Raw genomic sequence first — 14,512 nt, forward strand, 5'->3', positions numbered from 1 at the left:
CTTGATCTGCCACTTGGTCAGGCCGACGGTTCCTTGGTCCGCGATGGTCGCCGCCAGCGAGAGCGCCCGGCTCACGGCGCGCTCGGCGCTGACGTCCTGCTCGTGCTGCTCATCGTGCGCGGCGGAGAAGTCCGCCTCCTCGCCGCGGGCCAGGTCAGCGGCGTCGCCGAGAGGACTGGTGGCCTGCTGCGCGGCGGAGCGCGATCCTCCGCGGTACTGGTAGCCGGCCACAGTCGCTCACCCCGCTCGGCGCACGCCGACCAGGTCGACGACGAAGATCAGCGTCTCGTTCGGTCCGATGGCCGGCCCGGCGCCCTGCTCCCCGTAGGCCAGGTGCGGCGGAATCTCGAAGCGCCGCCGCGCCCCCTCCTGCATGCCGATCAGGCCCTGGTCCCATCCCTGGATGACCTGACCGATCCCGGCGGTGAAGTCCAGGGGCCTGCCGCGGTTCCAGGAGGCGTCGAACTCCTCCCCGGTGGACCAGGAGACGCCGACGTAGTGGCAGGAGACCTGATCGCCGGGCTCCACGGCCGTCCCGCCGCCCGAGATGAGCTCCTCGATCACCAGGTCCTCCGGCGGAGTCTCACCGGGGAAGTCGACCTCGGGTCGGGTGCGATCGTAGCTGCGCTGGCCGAAGGACATGGTCCGGGCTTCCTCTCGATTCACGGGCGGTGTCGACCGGCGGCCCCTCAGCCGGACCGGTCCTGCGTCACGTCGGACAGCCTATCCGAGCGCCGCGTGCCGACGAACCGCACCGGACGATCGTGTCACACCACTCCGTCGCACACGGAGGAGCCGGAGCTACTGGCCCTGCTGGCCCTGCTGGCCCTGCTGGCCCTGCTGGAGATCCTCCTGCGGCACCGCGGCCACGAGGTCGACGACGAAGATCAGGGTCTCGCCGGCGAGCTCGCTCTCGCCCTCCTCGCCGTAGGCCTCCGAGGCCGGCACGACCATGAGCACCCGGTCGCCGACGTGCTTGCCGGTCAGCGCCTCCTTCCACCCGGGGATCGTCTGGTCGAAGGTGAACTGGTAGGGCCGCTCCGGCGTCTCCTCCTCGGAGTCCTCCGAGGCGGAGGCCGACTCGCCGTCGGATTCACCGTCGGCGTCTCCCTCGGACTCCTCCGACGACGCCGAGACCCCGGGCCAGCTCGAGTCGAAGATCTCGCCGTCGGACCACGTCCAGCCGGTGTAGCGGGCGAGCATCACCTGGTCATCGGCGATCTCCTCGCCGTCGCCCTGGATGAGCACCTCGCTCTGCGTGGCCTCCGGCACCTCGGCATCCTCGCCGGGCGCCTCGACCAGCTCCGGCGCCTCGCCCTCAGCCGACTCGACGGCCGGCAGGTCGCCGGACTGCTCGACCTCCTCGCCGACGGCATGATCCGGGAACGTGTCCTCCACGCGCAGCACCGACAGCTGGTCGGTGGGCTGCTGCATCATCTGCTCCTGCCCGCCGCTCTGTGCCTCGGCAGGCACGTACAGAGCGATCTCACCGCCGACCTTCAACCCGGTCTCGGTCAGCGACTCGTAGGAGAACTCGTCGCCGGCCTTCAGCTCGGGCAGGTACAGCATGCCCGGCGCACCGGAGGAGAAGTTCTCCTGCTGGACCGACCCGGAGCTGGGATCCACGGAGGCCTGGGAGAACTCGATGAGGTGATCGCCCTCGACCTCAGCACCGTCGCCGGCGTCGAGGACGAGCGAGGACCGCTCCTCGGTCTCGATCGCATCCTTGACGACGACCTCCGGGGCGCCCTCCTCGGTCATGTGCACGTCGAGGCCCTCCAGGGCCGACGAGTCGCCGACGCCGTCGCCTCCGCCGCAGCCCGCGAGCAGCAGGACGGCGGGCAGGGACAGGGCGAGATGCTTTCTGCTCACGAGGGACGACCTCCAGAGTCGGGACGACGGGGACGCGGATGCGGATCGCGGCGGGGCCTCGGGAGACGTTCCCCGCCGGGGAGCACTGTACCTGCGGAATCTGGACTCGCCGCACACGGACGCTCCGGCGCGGCGCCGGCTCAGATCAACGGCGGATCCGGCGGCGGCGCGCCGCGGACGCGATAGCGCTCGCTCAGCGCCAGCGGCCCCGGCTGCGCGGCGCGCTGCTCGAGGTCAAGCTCCTGCAGCCGGGCGGCTCGGTCGCCGAGCTTGTCGAGCAGCGCCTCCATGCGCGGCTCCTCCACGGCGAGGGGGTCCTTGAGCATCAGCGCCTCCAGCGGACGGTCCACGAGCTTGTGCTGGACCCAGTCCACCTGGTGCTCGACGCCGAAGGCCCGCGCCGTGGACAGGAAACGACCGCGCAGGCTCGCCCGCGTGGTCGCCGGCGGCGCCACCGTCGCGCGGCGGACGGCGTCGTCGTCGACCAGCCGCGTCGCCCGCCCGCGGCGCTCGAGCACGCGGAAGAGCCCCCGCTCGGGGTGGACGTCGTGGTAGGCCATGTCGACCTGGGTCAGCCGCGGAGCGTCCAGCTCCAGACCGCCGCGGGCGGCGACATCCTCCACCGTCCGCTTCTTGATCGCCCAGTCGACGTCGGTCTCGATCAGCGCGTGGTCGCCCGAGGAGACGGCCTGCAGCGTGCGCTCCCAGAGTTCGAGCACGGCGTCGACGTGCTCGTGATGGGCGCCGTGCTCGGCGACGAAACGGCGGGCCCGGTCCAGCAGCGCCGCCTGCACGTCGACGGCGGTGACCCGCCTCCCGTCGCGGGTCGGCACGGCCGCGGTGCCGGTGAGGTCATGGCTGATCGTGCGGATGGCGACGATCGGGTCCTCGAGCTCGAAGTCCCCCAGCGGGACGCCGGCCTCGATCATCCGCAGCACCAGGTCGGTGGACCCGAAGCGCAGCAGCTGCGTGGTCTCGGACATGTTCGAGTCGCCCACGATGACATGCAGCCGCCGATGCACGCCGGCGTCGGCGTGCGGCTCGTCGCGCGTGTTGATGATCGGCCGCGCGCGGGTGGTGGCCGAGGAGATCCCCTCCCACATGTGGTCGGCGCGCTGGGAGAAGGCCCAGTGCGCGCCGCGGCCGTCGGCCGCAGGCACGATGCGTCCGGCCCCGGCCAGCAGCTGGCGGGTGACCAGGAACGGCAGCAGGATCGTCGACAGCCGCCGGAAATGCGTGGTGCGCGGGATCAGGTAGTTCTCGTGGGAGCCGTAGGAGTTGCCCTGCGAGTCGATGTTGTTCTTCAGCAGATACAGCGTGCCCGCATAGCCGTCGGCGGCCATCGCCTGCTCCGCCCGGACGGCGAGGTCGTGCATGATCAGCTCCCCGGCCCTGTCGGAGGCGATCAGGTCGGTCAGCCGGTCGCATTCGGCGGTGGCATACTCGGGGTGCGAACCCACGTCGAGGTACAGCCGGGAGCCGTTCGGGATGAACACGTTGGAGCTGCGCCCCCAGTCCAGCACCGGCCGGAAGAGATAGCGGGCGGCCTCCTCGGGAGGCAGGCCGCGCCGCTCCCCACCGTGGTGGGCCAGGCCGAACTCGGTCTCGACGCCGACGACGCGACGATCCATCCGGCTACTGTCCGCCCTTCTGCACGAAGCCGCGGACGAACTCCTCGGCGTTGGACTCCAGCACCGAGTCGATCTCGTCGAGCAGCCCGTCGAGCTCCTCGGCCTGCTGTCGGGCCTGGGCGCTGCCGCCGGCCGCGCCGGCGTCGCCCGCACCGGGCCCGCCGTCGACCGTCTCTTCCTGCCGGGCATCCTGCGGGCGGCGCTCGGCGCCGCCCTGGGTGTGTGGAGCCATGGAGATCACCTTCTGCCGAAGTGTCGTTCTGCCAGTGTCTGGTCCGCCGACGGACCCGTCGAGGGGCCGTCCTGCGAGTCTACGTCGTCCGCCGCGAGGCGGCGGTCGAAGAGCCCGGGCCGCTCGACGGCGCCGAGCCCGGACCGCCGTCGTGCCAGGAGACCTGCTCCAGCATGCGGCGCAGCCCGCTGATCATCGCGCGCGGATCCTTCGCCGCGAGCAGCACCGGCTCGGCCTCGGCACGCGCGCCGGTGGTGGGCTCGGGCATGCTGAGCCGCTCGGGCGGCGACGCCGGATCCGGACGCAGCAGGATCTGGTCCCAGCTGGCCCCGGCGAGCAGCTCAGGATGCTCGGCGACGAGCTGGCCGCGCAGCCAGGCCCGGGTCTCCTCCGGGGCATGGCCGGCCGACCAGCGCACTGCGTCGTCGGTGAACAGCCGGCGCATCCGGCCGGCGCGCACGAGCCGGTGGTGCAGCCCCTTCTCCGGCCGGATGTCGTGGTACTGCAGGTCCACCATCGCCAGCACCGGCGCGTCCCAGTCCAGCCCGTCTCGCCGGCGGTAGGACTCCAGCAGCTGCCGTTTGGCCACCCAGTCGACGCGATCGGCCGCGGAGTCGACGTCCTCCGCGAGGTCGTCGAGCAGCTGCTCCCAGGCCTCCAGCACCTCGGCGGTCTCGGTGTCGGGCGCATGGCGGGCGGCCTTGGGGCCGGACTTCTCGGCGGCCCGGGAGACGGCGGCGCGCAGATACAGCCTCTGGATCTGCAGGGCCGTCATCTCGCCGCGGTTGGTGCGCACCGCCGTCTGCAGCGTCGGGTCGTGGGAGATCGCCTTCAGCGCGCCGACCGGATCCCACAGCCGCAGCTGCGGGGCGCGGCCCGACTCGATGAGGTCGAGGACGAGCGCCGTGGTGCCCACCCGCATCCAGGAGGAGTACTCGCTCATGTTCGCGTCGCCGATGATCACATGCAGCCGACGGTGCCGGCCGGCGTCGGCGTGCGGCTCGTCGCGAGTGTTGATCAGCGGGCGCCGGATCGTGGTCTCCAGCCCGACCTCCTCGAAGAAGAAGTCCGCGCGCTGCGAGATCTGATACCCAGGCTCCGGGTGCTCGGCGCCGATCCCCACGCGTCCCGCGCCGCAGAGGATCTGCCGAGTGACGAAGAACGGGATCAGCCCGGCGACGAGATCGTCGAAGGACAGCTCGCGAGGCACCAGATAGTTCTCGTGCGCCCCGTAGGAGGCCGACTTGCCGTCGGTGTTGTTCTTGTAGAGCAGCACCTGCGGACTTCCCTCCTCGGCGGCCAGCCGCTCCGCGGCGCGACGGACCACCAGGTCGCCGGCGACGTCGTGCAGCACCGCGCGTTTGGCCCCGACGGTCTCCGGAGCCGAGTACTCCGGATGGGCGTGGTCGACGTAGAGCCGCGCCCCGTTGGACAGCACCAGGTTGGTCAGCAGATGCGGCTGGCCCTCGCGCATCCGGAAGAAGTCGCCGCGCCAGCCGGCGGCGCCGGCCTGCTGGAACTCGACGTCGGCGCGGCCGGCGGCCGCTCCCCCGGCACCTTCGGCGACGTCGGCCGGGCTGGGGTCCGGGCCGCTGACCCCGGCCAGGGGCCCGACGCCCGCGATCTCCTCGCCGTCGCCGACCGACGAGACACCGGACTCGGCTGCCTCAGAGCTGTCGGTCAGCTGGCTCGGATGAGCCGCTGAGCGCGGGAGCACCCAGCCGCGCGCGTCCACCAGCGGCGACTCGGACTGATAGTCCCATTCGGCACCGGCGACCTGACCTCCGGCCTCCGTGACGGCGGCGGCATAGGCGTTGACCAGCTCGATGGACAGGGCCACATGGCTGGCCCGAGGATTGCTCGGCGCATGGATCCCGTACTCGGTCTCCATGCCGATCAGTCGTCGCACGCTCATGTCCGTCCTCCGTTCCGCGCCGTGCCGCGCTCGCTCGTCCGTCCGCCGTTCTCGGCCAGCCGCTCGACGGCGACCACCGGCGTCGGAGCCGAGCCGAGCACCCGGGCCCACTCCTGCGGGTCCGCGGTGCTGAGCAGATCCTGCTGGTCGGCCAGCTCGTCGTCGACGGCGACGCGCAGATGCTCGGCCGTCACGCCCTTGGTCTCCGGATCGCGTCCGGCACCGAGGTGTTCCTTGATCGCGGCCTTCTTCGCCCGGTCGACGATGCTGCCCAGCACCGCACCCGAGACGAACTCCGCGGCAGCCAGGTCCGTGATGCCCCCGTCGGCATGACGCAGGCGCAGCCACGCGCGACCGTCGGCCGGGAAGAGCCGCGCGACCACGGCCTCCACCAGCTGCTGGACCGCCTCGTCGCGACCACCGCGCTCGGCCACCTGATCGGCGCGCAGCGGCACCCCGGCGCCCAGGTGGATGCGCATGATCTCGCGGGCGCCGTCGACGGTGGGGCGCCGCACCCGGATCTTGACGTCCAGCCGCCCCGGGCGCAGGATCGCCGGGTCGATCATGTCTTCACGGTTCGACGCGCCGATCACGATGACGTTGTCCAGCGTCTCGACGCCGTCGATCTCGGCCAGCAGCTGCGGCACGATCGTCGTCTCCACGTCGGAGGAGACTCCGGAGCCGCGGGTGCGGAACAGCGCCTCCATCTCGTCGAAGAAGACCACCACCGGATGGCCGGCGTCGGCGCGCTCCCGGGCGCGGGAGAAGATCACCCGGATATGGCGCTCGGTCTCGCCGACATACTTGTTCAGCAGCTCCGGGCCCTTGATGTTCAGGAAGAACGGCGAGCGCACCCCGCCGTCGGCGCCGGGCCCCTCCTCGGCCAACGAGGACGCGACCGCCTTGGCGATCATCGTCTTGCCGCAGCCGGGCGGCCCGTAGAGCAGGATGCCCTTCGGCGCGGAGAGCCCGTGCTCGCGGAAGAGGTCGGCATGCTGGAAGGGCAGCTCGACGGCGTCGCGGATCTGGGTGATCTGCTCGCCCAGTCCGCCGATGTCGGCATAGCTGACGTCGGGGGTCTCCTCCAGCACGACGTCCTCGACCTCGGAGAGCGGGACGATCTCGGTGGCGGTGCCGGTGCGCAGGTCCACGGTGACCGCGTCGCCGACGCGGACCGGCTGCTCGGCGCGGCGGCTCGCCGCCGGCGACAGGCGGACGAGCCGCTCATCCTCGCCGCGGGAGAGGATCACCAGGCGGTCGTCGGGCAGCACTTCCTTGACCCGCGCGATCTCTCCGGTGGTCTCCGGCTCGAGCACCGCGACGACGGCCAGGTGCTCGTTCAGCAGCACCTCCGCGCCGGGCTCGAGCTCCTCGGGGTCCAGCAGCGGCGAGAGGCTCACCCGCATCCGACGTCCGGCGTGGAGCACGTCGACGCCGGGCCCGGCGGTCGCCTCGATCTCGCGCCCCTCGACGACCTCGTGCCGCGGACGATAGGCGATGACGGTGGCGAAGGAGAACGGCGCCTGCCCGTCGGCGTGCAGCGCCTCGCGCAGCTCCTCGATGCGTCCGCGCGCGGCCTGCAGCGTCTCGGCGAGCTGGGTGTTCTGCCGCCCGGCGGTGCGCGCCTGGTCCTCGAGCTCGCGCGCCCGGCGGCGCATGGCGTCGAGCTGGCGGTGCGCCTGCTCGAGCCGACTGTGCAGCTGCTCGGCGTCGGCCTGCTGCTGGTCCTCGCTCACTGCTGCTCCTCTCGCTCCTCCTCGGCGACCGAGGCCTCGCCGGCGTCGTCGCCGTCGACCGCCCCGCGGGCGGCCTCGGCCAGCTTCTGCGCGTGGGCGGCGGCCTTGCGGGCCTTCTTCCCGGTGACCGGACGCTTCTTGAACGCCTGCTCGTCCCAGGGCTGCTGGACGTCGTCGGGCAGCCAGGCCGCCAGATCCTCCGAGCTGACCTCGGACTGCTTCTCCCGCTTCTTCAGCTGCAGCGGCGTCTGGTCGTCGGCCAGCCGGCGGACCGCCAGCAGGAAGCCGGTGTGGGCGATCATCCGGTGGTCCGGCCGCACCGCCAGCCCGTCGAGATGCCAGGTGCGCACCATGGTCTCGTGCGCCTCGGGCTCGGTGAAGCCCTCGGAGGCGCGGATCGCCTCCGCCAGCCGGGAGAGCTGGGTCACCGTGGCCACGTAGCTGACCCACACCCCGCCCGGAGCCATGACCTGCTTGACCGCGTCCAGGCACTCCCAGGGGGCGAGCATGTCCAGCACGACCCGGTCCACCGACCCGGGCTCCTCCACCTCGAGGACCTTCTCCTGCATGTCGCCGACGTGGACCTCCCAGCCGGGATGCTCCTCGCCGAAGAAGGCCTCGACGTTGCCGCGGGCGATCTCGGCGAAGTCCTCACGCCGCTCATAGGAGTGCAGCACGCCCTGGTCGCCGACCGCGCGCAGCAGCGAGAGCGACAGTGCCCCCGAGCCGACTCCGGCCTCGACGACGGTCGCACCCGGGAAGACGTCGGCGACCTGGACGATCTGGGCGGAGTCCTTGGGATAGACCACCGTCGCACCGCGCGGCATGGAGAGCACGAAGTCGTTCAGCAGCGGACGCAGCACCTGGTATTCGTGCCCGGCCTCGTTGGCCACCACGATCCCCTCGGGCCGGCCGATGAGCGTGTCATGCCGCAGCACGCCCTGATGCGTGTGCCACTCGCCGCCGCGCTGCAGCGTGATGGTGCTCGGCCTGCCCTTGCGATCGGTCAGCTGGACGCGCTGGCCGGCGCGCAGCGGGCCGGTGCGCATCCGTGCGCCGACGGGTCCGGTGCTCTGGCCGTCGGGCTGGGTGGTGGTCACGGGGGATCGTCCTCCTCGAGGGGTCGGTCATCAGGCGGGGCCGGGCCGCCGACGGAGGCGGCCGATCCTGCCGGGCGGCACTGCGAGCCTATCGTCCCCGACCCTCGCGACGCTCTCGCCGCAGACCGGCGCGGGCCGCTGCGACGGTGTCCGAGGCGCCCTGCCACAGGAAGAAGCTCACCATCGCGGCGACGACCACGACCACCAGGTTCGTGCCGCCGTCGCCGATCAGCAGCCACACGGCGGCGACGACGAGTCCGGCGACGACGACGCGTCCGGCCCAGCCGGCCGCCAGCGCTCCGCGCCGCTGGCTGCCCGTGACCGCCCAGACCGTCGATTCGACGAGTCGGCCGCCGTCCAGCGGCAAACCGGGCAGCAGGTTGAACACCCCGACCAGGAAGTTCATCAGCACCGTCACCGAGGCGAGCATGCCGAGGACTCCGACCGGGGTGAACGTCTCGATCAGCCACCAGCCGATCCCGGCGATCACGAGGTTCGCCGCCGGCCCGGCGAGCGAGACTGCCAGCGACTTCGTGGGCGTGGAGTCGGCGGCGAGGAACTCGGTGTGCCCGCCCCACAGGTTGAGCTCGATCTCGGTCGACGGCCAGCCGAAGGCCCGCGCGCTCAACGCGTGAGCCAGCTCATGGGCCAGCACCGAGACCAGCAGCAGCCCCGCATAGGCCAGCGCCACCGCGTAGGCTCCGGCGCCGAGCTCGGGGAAGATCCGGGCGACCTGCGGACCGAAGAGCAGCACGATGGCCGCGGCGACGATCAGCCACGAGGCGCGCAGTCGCAGCGGGATGCCGGCGATGCGGACCCGCGCCGCGGCTCCTCCGCGCCGACGCGCCATCAGCCGGCCGCCGGGGCGTCCGGGACCGCGTCGACGGACCGGGTGCGCGAGGAGGGAGCGCCGTCGCCGACCATCCGTGCCAGGGCGCCCACGTCGAGCCCCTCCAGGCTCTCGCGCAGATGCCAGCGGTCGTCCTGGGGCAGCGGGCTGAAGTGCGGGACCGCCAGCGTGGGCAGACCGGAGGCGGCCGCCGCGGCGGTGCCGGGCACCGAGTCCTCCACGGCCAGACAGCGCGCCGGGTCCAGCGGCTCGCCGGCGACGTCGGCATGGTCGGCGGCCATCCGCTCGACCGCCTGGTGGTAGGCCTCCGGATCGGGCTTGCCGGCGGTGACCATGTCCCCGGAGACGACGAACTCGAGGTGCCCGGTCGGCAGGGCGGCGACGACCGTCTCGGCCAGCAGCGACTCCGACATGGTCACCAGCGCGCAGCGCACCCCGGCGGCGTGCAGATCGGCCAGCAGCTCGCGCGCGCCGGGCCGCCACGGCATGTTCTCCCGAGCCCGGGCGGCGACCCGGGTGATCATCCAGTCGATGATCTCGCGAGCGGTCATCCGCACCCCGGCCTCCTGGAGGACGGCCGCGCTGTGGGTCAGCGCCTGGCCGACCAGGGCATGGGCCTGCTCCTGGGACCACGTGCCGCCGTAGGAGGCGACGAGCTCGTACTCGGCTTCGATCCAATGCGGCTCGGTGTCGACCAGCGTGCCGTCCATGTCCCAGAACACCGCCTGCAGACGCTGCTCCGGACGGTCCGACGCCGACGCATCGGCGAGGGAGGGACGGACGGCGGAGGACGGGACGGGGGCGCTCGAGACCATGGAGACCAGTCTAGGAGGTCGCGCCGCGTCGCGCCGTCGAGCAGATCACAGCCGGAGGCGACGCTGACCTGGGTGCTTCCCCCGCGCAGGCCCCGGGGCTAGTGTGAGGAGCGTGGACGAGACGACGCAGCCGCAGGACCGGCCGGCCGAGGAGCCCGGCCGCGCCGCCCGCTTCGCCGCGCATCTGCGCGAGGTGGGCGACGGCACGACCGCGCGCCCGACGGTGATGGTGCTGGCCTTCGAAGGGTGGAACGACGCCGGAGGCGCGGCGACGGCGGCAGTGCGCTCGATCGGCTCCGCCGCCGACGCCGAGCTCGTCGAGCGACTGGAGGACGAGGACTACTACGACTACCAGTTCACCCGCCCGAAGGTCCGCCGCACCGGCTCCCACCGGGAGATCATCTGGCCCTCGACGCGGATCTTCCGGGCCCGTCCCCGGCGGGCCGAGATGGATCTGCTGCTGGTCCACGGCGTCGAGCCCAGCTTCCGCTGGCAGGGCTTCACCGCGGATCTGCTGACCCGGGCGGCCGAGCATCACGTCGACGCGATCGTGCTGGTGGGCTCGCTGCTGGCCGATGTCCCGCACACGCGCCCGATCCCCGCGGCGCTGTCCACCGAGGACGAGCAGCTGCAGAACCTGCTCGACGTCGACGAGCCGACCTACGAGGGCCCCACCGGCATCGTCGGGGTGCTCTCGCACACCGCTTTCCAGGCCGGGATCCCCGCGGTCTCGCTGTGGTCGGCGGTGCCGCACTATGTGGGCCAGGCGCCGTCGCCGAAGGCGCAGCTGGCGCTGATGCGCGAGCTCGAGGACCTGCTCGGGCTCGCGCTCGACGTGGAGGACGTCGCCGAGGACGCCGCGGCCTGGGAGCGCGGCGTCGACGACCTCGCTCAGGAGGACGAGGAGATCGCCGAGTACGTCAAGCGTCTCGAAGAGGCCACCGACGCCTCGGACCTCCCCGAGGCCAGCGGCGAGGCCATCGCCCGGGAGTTCGAGCGCTACCTGCGCCGTCGGCGCCCGCCGGAGGGCGGATTCGGCTCCGGCGGCCGCGGCTGATCCACCGCGGCCGATCCCTCGGACCCACGGCCGCCGGCCGGGTCCGATCAGGCACGCAGGTCGATGCCGAGCAGCGCCTGCACGACGTCGGCGACGCGTGCGGCGTCGGTGCCGGCGGCCAGCTGACCGGCCGCCCAGAGGTCCAGCTGCTCGAGCGCCGCCGGAGCGTTGAGGTCCTGGGAGAGCGTCGAGTGCAGCGCGTGCTGAAGATCCTCGGGCTCCTCGCCGGCCTCGCCGGTGCGCGGCGCCCGGGCCAGGGCCTCCTTCCAGCGCGTCAGCCGCTCCCCCGAGGCGGCGAGCTCCTCGTCGGTGAAGCTCCAGTCGGAGCGATGGTGGTGGCTGAGCAGCAGCACCCGGACGGCCTGCGGATCGACGCCGGCCTCGCGCAGCGCGGAGACCAGCACCAGGTTCCCCTGGGACTTCGACATCTTCTCGCCGCGCAGCCCGACCATGCCGGTGTGCACGTAGGTCTCGGCCAGCGGCACTCCGTCGGCGGCCGTGGCATGCGCGGCGGAGAACTCGTGGTGCGGGAAGCGCAGGTCGGAGCCGCCGCCCTGCACGGTGAACGGGGCCGGCAGGTGACGCCGGGAGATCACCGAACACTCGATGTGCCAGCCCGGTCGGCCGGGACCGAGCGTGCCGCCCTCCCACCAGGGCTCGCCCGCGCGCCGCGCGCTCCACAGCAGCGGATCCAGCGCATCGCGCTTGCCCGGACGCTGCGGATCGCCGCCGCGCTCGGGGAAGAGCTCCTCCATCGCGGCGCGGTCGTAGGCGCCGATCGAGCCCAGCCTCCAGTCCGTGGCGGCCTCGGCGGCGGCGATGTCGAAGTAGACGTCGTCGCCGTCTGCGGCGTCGACGCGCTCCTCCTCCGGCACCGGCACCCGGTACCCGATCCCGGCCTCGACGAGCCGCTGGACGTCGGCGACGACCTCGGGCACCGACTCGACCGCACCGCGGAAGACGTCCGGAGCGATGACGCCCAGGGCGGCCATGTCGCGACGGAAGAGCTCGGTCTGCTCCTCCCCCAGCTCGCGCCAGTCGACGCCGGTGGCGGCCGCGCGCTCGAAGAGCGGGTCGTCGACGTCGGTGACGTTCTGCACGTACTGCACCTCGAGCCCGCAGGCGCGCCAGTAGCGCACCAGCAGGTCGAAGTTCACATAGGTGTTCGCATGCCCCAGATGCGTGGCGTCGTAGGGGGTGATCCCGCAGACGTAGAGCGAGCCCACGCCGTCGCGGGCCTCGACCTCGACCAGTCGGGCGGTCGCCGTGTCATGCAGCCGCAGCGTCGGCGGCAGCGCGGGGATTCTCGGCACAGTCGGGGAGGTCCACGATTCCACGCAGTCGGTCCTTTCCTCCCCGTCGCGCGCGGCGCGGGGGCGTTGTGGGGCAGGGGGCGTCCGACCACTGGCCAACAGTCCGACGTCCGCCGGTATTTCCGCGCTCAGGCCGGCCCGGGCCGGATCATGCGCTGATCAGGCCCAGGCCGAGCAGCACGAAGACCGCCAGCCCCACCAGGATCCGATAGACCACGAACAGGGTGTAGGAGTGGCTCGAGATGAACTTCAGGAACCAGCCGATGATCACATAGGCGACCAGGAAGCCGACCACCGTCGCCAGCGCCGTCTGAGGCAGCGAATAGGGCCCGGAGGCCTCGCCGACGGACTGGATGAGCATATAGAAGCCCGAGCCGAAGACGGCCGGGATGGCCAGCAGGAAGGAGTACCGGGCCGCGGCCTCGCGGGTGTAGCCCATCAGCAGACCGGCGGTGATCGTGCCGCCCGAGCGCGAGACGCCGGGCACCAGCGCCAGCGACTGCGCGAGCCCGAAGAGGATGCCGTCGCGGACGGTCAGCTGGTCCAGCGGCTTGCGCTGCCGGCTCTTCAGGTCCGCGACGGACAGGATGAATCCGAAGATGATGAGCATGGCGGCGACCAGCCAGAGCGAACGAAAGACGCTCTCGATCTGGTCCTCGAAGAGCAGTCCCAGCACCACGATGGGCACCGAGCCGACGATGATCAGCCATCCCATGCGCACATCGGGATCCCGATGGGGGCGCTTCCCCGCGATCGCCAGGCACCAGGCGCCGACGATGCGCACGATGTCACGCCAGAAGAACGTGACCACCGCCGCCTCGGTGCCGAGCTGAGTGATGGCGGTGAAGGCCGCTCCCGGGTCGGTGCCTCCGGGCAGGAACTCCCCCACGATGCGCAGATGCGCCGAGGAGGAGACCGGGAGGAACTCCGTCAGACCTTGGACCAGCCCCAGGATGATCGCTTCAATCCATTGCACACCGTGAGCGTATTCCATCAGTCCGCCCACATGGTGAACCTGACGCTGTGTGCCGTGGACGCCGTCAGTGACATCGCCCACCCCTCGCCGACCGCACCTCCTCTCCGGTCACCGACGGCGCTCTGCGCTCCGGACAGGACGTCGCGCCGGTGCCGGACCGTGCCGTGGGATCAGAGGCCGCGGGCCGAGGCGGGCTCGTCCTCCTCGGCCTCCTCGTCGAAGTCGCCCTCGTCTTCGTCCTCTTCGTCCTCTTCGTCCTCTTCGTCCTCTTCGTCCTCTTCGTCCTCTTCGTCCTCTTCGTCCTCTTCGTCGTCGAAGTCGTCCTCGTCGTCGCCCTCCTCCTCGTAGAGGTCGAGCGGAGTGACTTCACCGGTGGCCGCGAACAGGGCGTCCTCATAGGCTTCGAAGGCGTCGGCGACGCCGTAGAAGGCCGACTCGACTGCAGGGTCCTCCTCGCCGCGACGGTTGAGGGAGGCAGAAAGGTGCTCCTCGAGGGCGTTCGTCAGCGTGCTCAGTGCGACGCGGGGATCGATGTTCATGGCTTCACGGTACCAACGCCGCGGCCCGACGGTAAGACGTCGACGGAGGAATCCTCGGCCGGACACGATGAGGCACGACACATCGACGGCGCGCCGCGGAGACCGCGCCCGACGGTGCCGGCCGCCGCCCGTCGTGCGCTAGGGTGTGGCCCCGAGGGCCCGACCGCGCCGGCCGGCCCTGCCGGAAGGACCGCAGCAGAGAGCGAGCGTGACGATGTCCGAGCACTTCTCCGGATCCGCCTCCGCCGTGGCGGCGCACCACACCGACGACTCCGGGGCGGGCTCCGCCTGGGAGTACCTGGTGATCCGCTGCGAGCCGCGCGAGTCCCTCGCCGAGGTCCGACGCCGGGTCGTCGACCACGCCGAGCAGGGGCGCTGGGAGCTGCGCCGCAGTCGGATCTACTCCGGCGGAGTCCGCAAGTACTGGCTGCGCCGGCGCATCATGAAGGTCCGGCGCACGCTCTGAGCGTCCGGGC

15 protein-coding genes are annotated in these 14,512 nt (G+C 72.1%); 2 read left to right on the plus strand and 13 right to left on the minus strand.

Going from position 1 to position 14,512, the window contains the following annotated elements; translation table 11 throughout:
- From GU5_RS14705 to GU5_RS0107865, 10 genes are all read right to left on the minus strand, one after another.
- A partial coding sequence (locus GU5_RS14705; protein WP_010525028.1) for a hypothetical protein occupies positions 1 to 231 on the minus strand: 231 nt, incomplete at its 3' end.
- Positions 232 to 237: 6 nt separating this feature from the next.
- Complete coding sequence (locus GU5_RS0107825) at positions 238 to 642, minus strand: FKBP-type peptidyl-prolyl cis-trans isomerase (protein WP_010525029.1); 405 nt, start codon at positions 640 to 642, stop codon at positions 238 to 240.
- Between the two features lie 159 nt (positions 643 to 801).
- A complete protein-coding gene (locus GU5_RS0107830) occupies positions 802 to 1,872 on the minus strand; it encodes an FKBP-type peptidyl-prolyl cis-trans isomerase (protein WP_010525030.1) in 1,071 nt (356 codons plus the stop codon).
- 140 nt (positions 1,873 to 2,012) lie between these two features.
- Positions 2,013 to 3,503, minus strand: a complete 1,491-nt coding sequence (pafA, locus tag GU5_RS0107835) for a Pup--protein ligase (RefSeq protein ID WP_010525031.1) — start codon at positions 3,501 to 3,503, stop codon at positions 2,013 to 2,015.
- A gap of 4 nt (positions 3,504 to 3,507) precedes the next feature.
- On the minus strand, positions 3,508 to 3,744 hold the full coding sequence (locus tag GU5_RS0107840) for a ubiquitin-like protein Pup (protein WP_010525032.1): 237 nt from the start codon (positions 3,742 to 3,744) through the stop codon (positions 3,508 to 3,510).
- 70 nt (positions 3,745 to 3,814) lie between these two features.
- Complete coding sequence (gene dop, locus GU5_RS0107845; protein ID WP_010525033.1) at positions 3,815 to 5,650, minus strand: depupylase/deamidase Dop; 1,836 nt, start codon at positions 5,648 to 5,650, stop codon at positions 3,815 to 3,817.
- A complete protein-coding gene (arc, locus tag GU5_RS0107850; protein WP_010525034.1) occupies positions 5,647 to 7,386 on the minus strand; it encodes a proteasome ATPase in 1,740 nt (579 codons plus the stop codon). Before arc ends, dop begins: the two co-directional genes overlap by 4 nt.
- Complete coding sequence (locus tag GU5_RS0107855) at positions 7,383 to 8,435, minus strand: tRNA (adenine-N1)-methyltransferase (protein ID WP_033228022.1); 1,053 nt, start codon at positions 8,433 to 8,435, stop codon at positions 7,383 to 7,385. The genes arc and GU5_RS0107855 overlap by 4 nt, the downstream gene beginning before the upstream one ends.
- Positions 8,436 to 8,574: 139 nt before the next feature.
- Positions 8,575 to 9,336 (minus strand): site-2 protease family protein, encoded by a 762-nt coding sequence (locus GU5_RS14710; RefSeq protein WP_010525036.1) that lies wholly within the window; start codon positions 9,334 to 9,336, stop codon positions 8,575 to 8,577.
- Positions 9,336 to 10,151 (minus strand): HAD family phosphatase, encoded by an 816-nt coding sequence (locus GU5_RS0107865; RefSeq protein WP_010525037.1) that lies wholly within the window; start codon positions 10,149 to 10,151, stop codon positions 9,336 to 9,338. Before GU5_RS0107865 ends, GU5_RS14710 begins: the two co-directional genes overlap by 1 nt.
- 103 nt (positions 10,152 to 10,254) lie before the next feature.
- Here GU5_RS0107865 and GU5_RS0107870 point away from each other — a divergent pair, with 103 nt between their 5' ends.
- Positions 10,255 to 11,208: a PAC2 family protein gene (locus GU5_RS0107870; RefSeq protein WP_083830401.1), complete on the plus strand. Its 954-nt coding sequence runs from the start codon at positions 10,255 to 10,257 to the stop codon at positions 11,206 to 11,208.
- A 47-nt stretch (positions 11,209 to 11,255) separates the two neighbouring features.
- On the opposite strand, the gene mshC is transcribed toward GU5_RS0107870, so the two are convergent.
- The 3 genes from mshC to GU5_RS0107885 all read right to left on the minus strand — a co-directional run bounded on the left by mshC (position 11,256) and on the right by GU5_RS0107885 (position 14,036).
- The gene (gene mshC / locus GU5_RS0107875; RefSeq protein ID WP_010525039.1) at positions 11,256 to 12,545 is read right to left on the minus strand and encodes a cysteine--1-D-myo-inosityl 2-amino-2-deoxy-alpha-D-glucopyranoside ligase; all 1,290 of its coding nucleotides are present in this window, start codon (positions 12,543 to 12,545) and stop codon (positions 11,256 to 11,258) included.
- Between the two features lie 124 nt (positions 12,546 to 12,669).
- Positions 12,670 to 13,515, minus strand: a complete 846-nt coding sequence (locus GU5_RS0107880) for an undecaprenyl-diphosphate phosphatase (protein ID WP_139084378.1) — start codon at positions 13,513 to 13,515, stop codon at positions 12,670 to 12,672.
- 152 nt (positions 13,516 to 13,667) lie between these two features.
- Positions 13,668 to 14,036: a hypothetical protein gene (locus tag GU5_RS0107885; RefSeq protein WP_010525041.1), complete on the minus strand. Its 369-nt coding sequence runs from the start codon at positions 14,034 to 14,036 to the stop codon at positions 13,668 to 13,670.
- A 208-nt stretch (positions 14,037 to 14,244) separates the two neighbouring features.
- Between GU5_RS0107885 and GU5_RS0107890 the strand changes: the two genes are divergently transcribed.
- Positions 14,245 to 14,502, plus strand: coding sequence for a DUF5703 family protein (locus GU5_RS0107890; protein ID WP_010525042.1), 258 nt, complete (start codon positions 14,245 to 14,247; stop codon positions 14,500 to 14,502).
- The last annotated feature ends 10 nt before the right edge of the window (positions 14,503 to 14,512 follow it).

The sequence above is a fragment of the Nesterenkonia sp. F genome (assembly GCF_000220985.1).
Classification (GTDB): Bacteria; Actinomycetota; Actinomycetes; order Actinomycetales; family Micrococcaceae; genus Nesterenkonia.

What these genes read in the sequence shown, in the direction of transcription:
- GU5_RS0107825 (WP_010525029.1), bottom strand. Translation starts at nt 642, where the DNA reads ATGTCCTTCGGCCAGCGCAGCTACGATCGCACCCGACCCGAGGTCGAC.
- pafA (WP_010525031.1), bottom strand. Translation starts at nt 3,503, where the DNA reads ATGGATCGTCGCGTCGTCGGCGTCGAGACCGAGTTCGGCCTGGCCCAC.
- dop (WP_010525033.1), bottom strand. Translation starts at nt 5,650, where the DNA reads ATGAGCGTGCGACGACTGATCGGCATGGAGACCGAGTACGGGATCCAT.
- GU5_RS0107855 (WP_033228022.1), bottom strand. Translation starts at nt 8,435, where the DNA reads ATGCGCACCGGCCCGCTGCGCGCCGGCCAGCGCGTCCAGCTGACCGAT.
- GU5_RS14710 (WP_010525036.1), bottom strand. Translation starts at nt 9,336, where the DNA reads ATGGCGCGTCGGCGCGGAGGAGCCGCGGCGCGGGTCCGCATCGCCGGC.
- GU5_RS0107865 (WP_010525037.1), bottom strand. Translation starts at nt 10,151, where the DNA reads ATGGTCTCGAGCGCCCCCGTCCCGTCCTCCGCCGTCCGTCCCTCCCTC.
- GU5_RS0107880 (WP_139084378.1), bottom strand. Translation starts at nt 13,515, where the DNA reads ATGGAATACGCTCACGGTGTGCAATGGATTGAAGCGATCATCCTGGGG.
- GU5_RS0107885 (WP_010525041.1), bottom strand. Translation starts at nt 14,036, where the DNA reads ATGAACATCGATCCCCGCGTCGCACTGAGCACGCTGACGAACGCCCTC.